This is a genomic window from Humidesulfovibrio sp., assembly GCF_035560995.1.
Taxonomy (GTDB): domain Bacteria; phylum Desulfobacterota; class Desulfovibrionia; order Desulfovibrionales; family Desulfovibrionaceae; genus Humidesulfovibrio.
Genome location: NZ_DATMYK010000043.1, coordinates 1 through 4,773 on the forward strand (window position 1 = coordinate 1; position 4,773 = coordinate 4,773).

General features: G+C 66.9%; 4 protein-coding genes and 1 pseudogene. All 5 read right to left on the reverse strand.

Annotated elements, in window-relative coordinates:
- Window positions 1-504 (reverse strand): annotated as a pseudogene (locus tag VN419_RS01400) (hypothetical protein); the annotation flags it as partial.
- Between the two features lie 182 nt (window positions 505-686).
- Entirely contained in the window at window positions 687-1,175 is a 489-nt protein-coding gene (locus tag VN419_RS01405; protein ID WP_325643659.1) for a hypothetical protein, read from the reverse strand.
- 253 nt (window positions 1,176-1,428) lie between these two features.
- Window positions 1,429-3,036 carry a radical SAM protein gene (locus VN419_RS01410; protein WP_325643661.1) on the reverse strand — a complete coding sequence of 536 codons (1,608 nt, stop codon included), beginning with the start codon at window positions 3,034-3,036 and terminating at the stop codon, window positions 1,429-1,431.
- 117 nt (window positions 3,037-3,153) lie between these two features.
- Window positions 3,154-4,383: a cell division protein FtsZ gene (ftsZ, locus tag VN419_RS01415; protein WP_325643663.1), complete on the reverse strand. Its 1,230-nt coding sequence runs from the start codon at window positions 4,381-4,383 to the stop codon at window positions 3,154-3,156.
- 63 nt (window positions 4,384-4,446) lie between these two features.
- Window positions 4,447-4,773, reverse strand: a 327-nt coding sequence (locus VN419_RS01420; RefSeq protein ID WP_325643665.1) for a cell division FtsA domain-containing protein, incomplete at its 5' end; no start/stop codon positions are given.

Below are 4,773 nucleotides of genomic sequence, written 5' to 3' on the forward strand. Positions count from 1 at the left end.
GCCCAGGCGCACGCTCTCGTTCAGCACGGAGAGGGTGGGCCGGGCGCGCAGGGCGGAGAAGATGGCGGTCTTGCCGTTGTACTCCAGCGGGCCGGACCATTGGCCCTGCACCTCGAGGGAGGCGATGATGACTTCGGGCAGCACCAGCTCGTTCTTCTCGTCCTCCTCGGACGAGGCCACCACGAGGCGGCCGTCCTCGTCGAACACGCCGACGAAGACCACCTCGCCGGAGGCGGTCATCTCCTTGAACAGTTCGCGGATGCTGGGAAAGAAGCGGGCGGCGGCGTCGGGCGAGCGCCGCAGCGAGTGCATGACCCGCATGAGGTTGGCCTCCACCCCGTGCACCACGGCGTTTCCCGCCAGCTGCATGTGCTGGTCCACCAGGTCGCGCTGGCGGCGGATGTTCTGCCAGGTGAGGAACATGCTGCCCAGGCCAAGCACCAGGAGGGCGGCCACAGCCGCCAGCACCGGTCCTCTGTCCTGTTTGAAGGTGCGCAGTTCCATTGGTTCATCCTTGGCGCGAAGGCCGGTGCGAAATGGACGGAAGGCCGCCCTGTGCTCCTGCTAGGCCGCATTGAGGCCGGGTGTCAACCTGGGCTGCCGCGCCGGGGAAGGCGGGCCGGAAAAATCGAGGCGGCCCGGCCGGGCGCAAGGTCCGGGCCGGGCCGCCGCTGTAAGCGTTGTGGCTAGTTGCAGGTGCCGCCGGGGCAGCCCGCGCCGCGACCGAAGCCGCGGCCCATGCCGCCGCCGGTGCCGCAGTCGTCGCCGTAGCCGTAGCCCATGCCCATGCCGCCGCGATGATAGCCGCCGTGGTAGCCGTCGGGGCCGAAGCCGGTGAGGCCGGTCTGCTTCTCGATCTCGGCGCGTATGGTCTGGCGTTCCTTGTTCATGGCCTCGCGCAGCTTGGAAATGTCGGCGATGAGGCCCTGGATGTCGCTCTTCTCGGCCTTGCCGGAGTTGGTCAGGGCTTGCAGCTCTGCGTGCTTGGCCCAAATCTTCTCGCGCAGTTCATAGAGCTTGTCCTGGTGCGACTCGATGATCTTCTGCACCGTGGCGCGCTGGTCCGGGGTGATGGCGGTCTGGGCCGCGCCCTTGCCGCGCGGGGCGGCGAAGGCCACGGCGGACAGGGCCACCAGGGCTGCGACGGCCACGAGTGCGAGGATACTCTTCTTCATGATCTATTCCTCCGAGGTTTGAAAATAGGTGCGATTGCGCAAGGGGGGCGCGCATTGCGCATCACTTGAAACACACAAAGCATGCGCCGTGCCAAAGTGTAAAGCGTGTTATTCCATGGTATTAAATGACCGTTGTGCGGAGGAAGTGTGCATGCTGCTGCACAACTCTGCACAAGAACGCTGGGGCGGGGGCTGCACAAAAGCAGGGCGCGGCGGGACCTGGTGAGACGCGTGAAAGCGTGGGAACGGCTGCTTACGATGCCGGGGTGGAGGCCATCCAGTCGTCCATGCCGCACAGGCCGCAGGAGGCGCAGCCGCCGGACGGGCAGCCCGGCGTGTGCAGGAAGCGCCCGGCGCGCTCGTACTCGCGCCGCAGCGAGGCGCGCGTCACGCCAAGGTCGATGACCTCCCAGGGGAAGACCTCGTCGGCCGCGCGTTCGCGGTCCAGAATGTTTGCCGTCTCGGCCTCGAAGCGGCGCATGGCCTTTTTCCAGCCGCCTTCGGCCGCGGCAAGCTCCACCAGCCGGAAGGCTTCCTCGCCCCCGCGCGAGAGCACGCCCTGCAGCCGGGCCTGGAAGGGCGCGTCCACATTGAGCGCCACGCCGCGCAGCTTTTTGGTCATCTCGCCCAGGCGCTTCTGCCCGGCGATGAGTTCGGCCTCGCCCATCATGGGCGCCCATTGCAGGGGCGTGAAGGGCTTGGGCACAAGGCTGCTTGCGCCCACGGTGATGCGCATGAACTCCCGCGTCCTGGCTCCGTGGCCACGGTCGCGCGCGGCCACGATGCGCCCCAGGAAGTCCTCCAGTTCGTCATAATCCTCGGGCCCTTCCCAGGGCCAGCCGATGATCAGGTACACGCGCAGGTGGTTGACGCCCAGGCGCGCGCAGCGCTCCACGGCCTCCAGGAACACCTCGGGGTCGAGCTTCTTGTTGGCCGCGCGGCGCAGACGTTCGCTCGCGCCCTCCAGCGCCAGGGTGATGGTGCGGATGCCCACCTGGCGCAGGAACACGAGGAGCTCCTCGGTCAGGCCATCGGCCCGCAGCGAGGACAGGGAAAATTTGGTTTTGCGTTCGGCCAGCCAGCGCAGAAAGGGCAAAAGATCGGGCCAGTCCGTAAGGGCCGTGCCCACCAGGCCGACCTTGGGCGGCATGGCCTCCTCCACCAGGGAGATGAGGTCCTGCATGCGGGCGTGGCGCGGCGGCCGGTACACGAAGCCCGCGGCGCAGAAGCGGCAGGCGTGCGGGCAGCCCCGGTTGATCTCGATGAGCATGGCGTCCGGGAAGGCCGCCTGCGGGCCGGTGAAGCCCGACGAGGCCGGGCAGGAAAGCAGGGTGCTGTCGGCCGCGTCCACGCGGACCACGCGGCGCACCGGGGTTCTGGTCAGGCCGGGAACGTAGAGCCCGGGCATGTCCTTCACGGACTCAAGGAACTGTTGCTTCGGCACGCCGTCGAACACGGCGCGCTTCATGGCCAGGCAAAATTCCGCCAGGCCCGTCTCGGCCTCTCCCACCCAGAACGCGTCGGCCAGCGGAGCCAAAGGCGCAGGGTTCAAGAAGGCCACCGGTCCTCCCACCAAAACAAGGGGGTAGTCCGGGCGTTCCGCCCGCAAAGGCGGAACGCCCGCTGCGGCGAGCGTCCTGAGGAGGGGGAGGAAGTCCTCCTCGAAAGAGACGCTCGCCGCCATCAAGGGGAAGAGCTCTACATCTTTGCCGCTGTCGGCGGACGTCGGCGCATGGAAGCCCTTGCCGAGGAAGAAGCGCTCCACGGCTATTTCCGGCTCCCGGGACAGCAGGCGGTGCACCACCTGCCAGCCCAGGGCCGAGAGACCCATGCCCTCGTCGCCAGGGACCAGAAGCGCCACGGGAAGGCGGCCTCCATGGTCCGGCGGCGGAGCCTGGGCCGATCCGGGTCGGGGGATGCGTTCACGGCCTTTGGGCCGCTTGCGCTCCGCCCCGGAAGGGCGTTTCGCCATGCGCGTCTAGTCCGCGTTGCGGCGGATGAACGCGGGCGTATCCAGGGCCTCGTCCTCGAAGAGGAATTCCTCTTCGCCCGCGCCCATGGCGCGCAGGGAGGCGTGTCCCTGGCGTTCCTCGCCGTTTTTCGCCGCGCCGTAACGCACGTAGGCGGGCAGGTCGCGGTTGCTGCTGGCGATGACGCTTGAGATGGTGCTGCGGCGCGTGGCGGCGCGCTGCGTCACCGGCATGGGGTTCAGGATGGCCTTGACCTCTTTCTCCGGCTTGGGCGCGGCCTCGCGCTGGTCGATGCTGGTGGCGATGACGGTGACGCACATCTCCTCGCCGCAATTGGGGTCGGCCACCACGCCGAAGACGATGTTGGCGTCCTCGTGGGCTTCCTTGCTGATGATGTCGGACACTTCCTGGATCTCGTCGGTGCTCATGTCCTCGCTGGCGGTGATGTTGAACAGCACGCCGCGGGCGCCCGCGATGGAGACGTCCTCCAAGAGCGGGCTGGTGATGGCCTTCAGCGCCGCTTCGCGCGCGCGGTTTTCGCCGCTGGCGATGCCCGTGCCCATGAGGGCCAGGCCGGAGTTGGTCATGATGGCCTTCACGTCCGCGAAGTCCAGGTTGATGAGGCCGTGCACGGTGATGAGGTCGGCAATGCCCTTGACCGCGTAGTACAGCACTTCGTCGGCCTTTTTCAGCATCACGCCGAAGCCCGCCTTCTTGGCCGCCATCTGCAACAGACGGTCATTGGGGATGGTGATGATGGAGTCCACCACCTGGCGCAGTTCGGAGATGCCCTTTTCGGCCTGCTGCATGCGGCGGCGGCCTTCAAAGTAGAAGGGCTTGGTGACCACGGCCACGGTGAGGGCCCCGGCCTCTTTGGCAGCCTGGGCGATGACCGGAGCCGCGCCGGTGCCGGTGCCGCCGCCCATGCCCGCGGTGATGAACACCATGTCGGTGTTCTGCAAAATCTCGCGGATCTGGTCGATGCTCTCAAGGGCGGCGTTGCGGCCCACTTCCGGGTTCGCGCCCGCGCCAAGGCCCTTGGTCAGCTTGCCGCCCAGCTGGATGGTGTGGTCGGCCAGGGATTTTTCGATGTCCTGGGCGTCGGTGTTCGCGGCGATGAAGCTCACGCCGGTCAAGCGCGACTGGATCATGTTGTTGATGGCGTTGCCGCCGCCGCCGCCGCAGCCGATGACCTTGATTTTAGCGCTCATGTCGTTCTCGATTTCGAAATGTGCCATGGGTTCCTCCTCCCGAAGCGATGACTGTAGTGCGTGGACCTTCCCCAAGATCGAAACGCCTGCCTAGGCGATGTCGACGAACCATTTCTTCATGCGGCCCAGAATCCTGTTGAAGACGTTGTCTTCGCGGATTCTGAAATCCCCGCCGCCCGCGGGCGCAGTCTGGCGCTTCTCGGCTCCGTAGAGCAGAAGGCCCACCGCCGTGGCGTACTTGGGATTGTTGACCATGTCGTACAGGCCGCCCACGTACTCGGGGTAGCCTATGCGCACCGGCAGGTCGAAGACCTGTTCGGCCAGGTCCTGCATGCCGTGAATGAGCGAGGTGCCGCCGGTCAGAACGACGCCGGCCGCGATCTGGTTCTTGTAGCCGCTCTTGATGAGCTCCTGGTC

Coding starts and splice junctions, on each gene's coding strand:
- VN419_RS01405 (WP_325643659.1), bottom strand. CDS start 1,175: ATGAAGAAGAGTATCCTCGCACTCGTGGCCGTCGCAGCCCTGGTGGCC.
- ftsZ (WP_325643663.1), bottom strand. CDS start 4,383: ATGGCACATTTCGAAATCGAGAACGACATGAGCGCTAAAATCAAGGTC.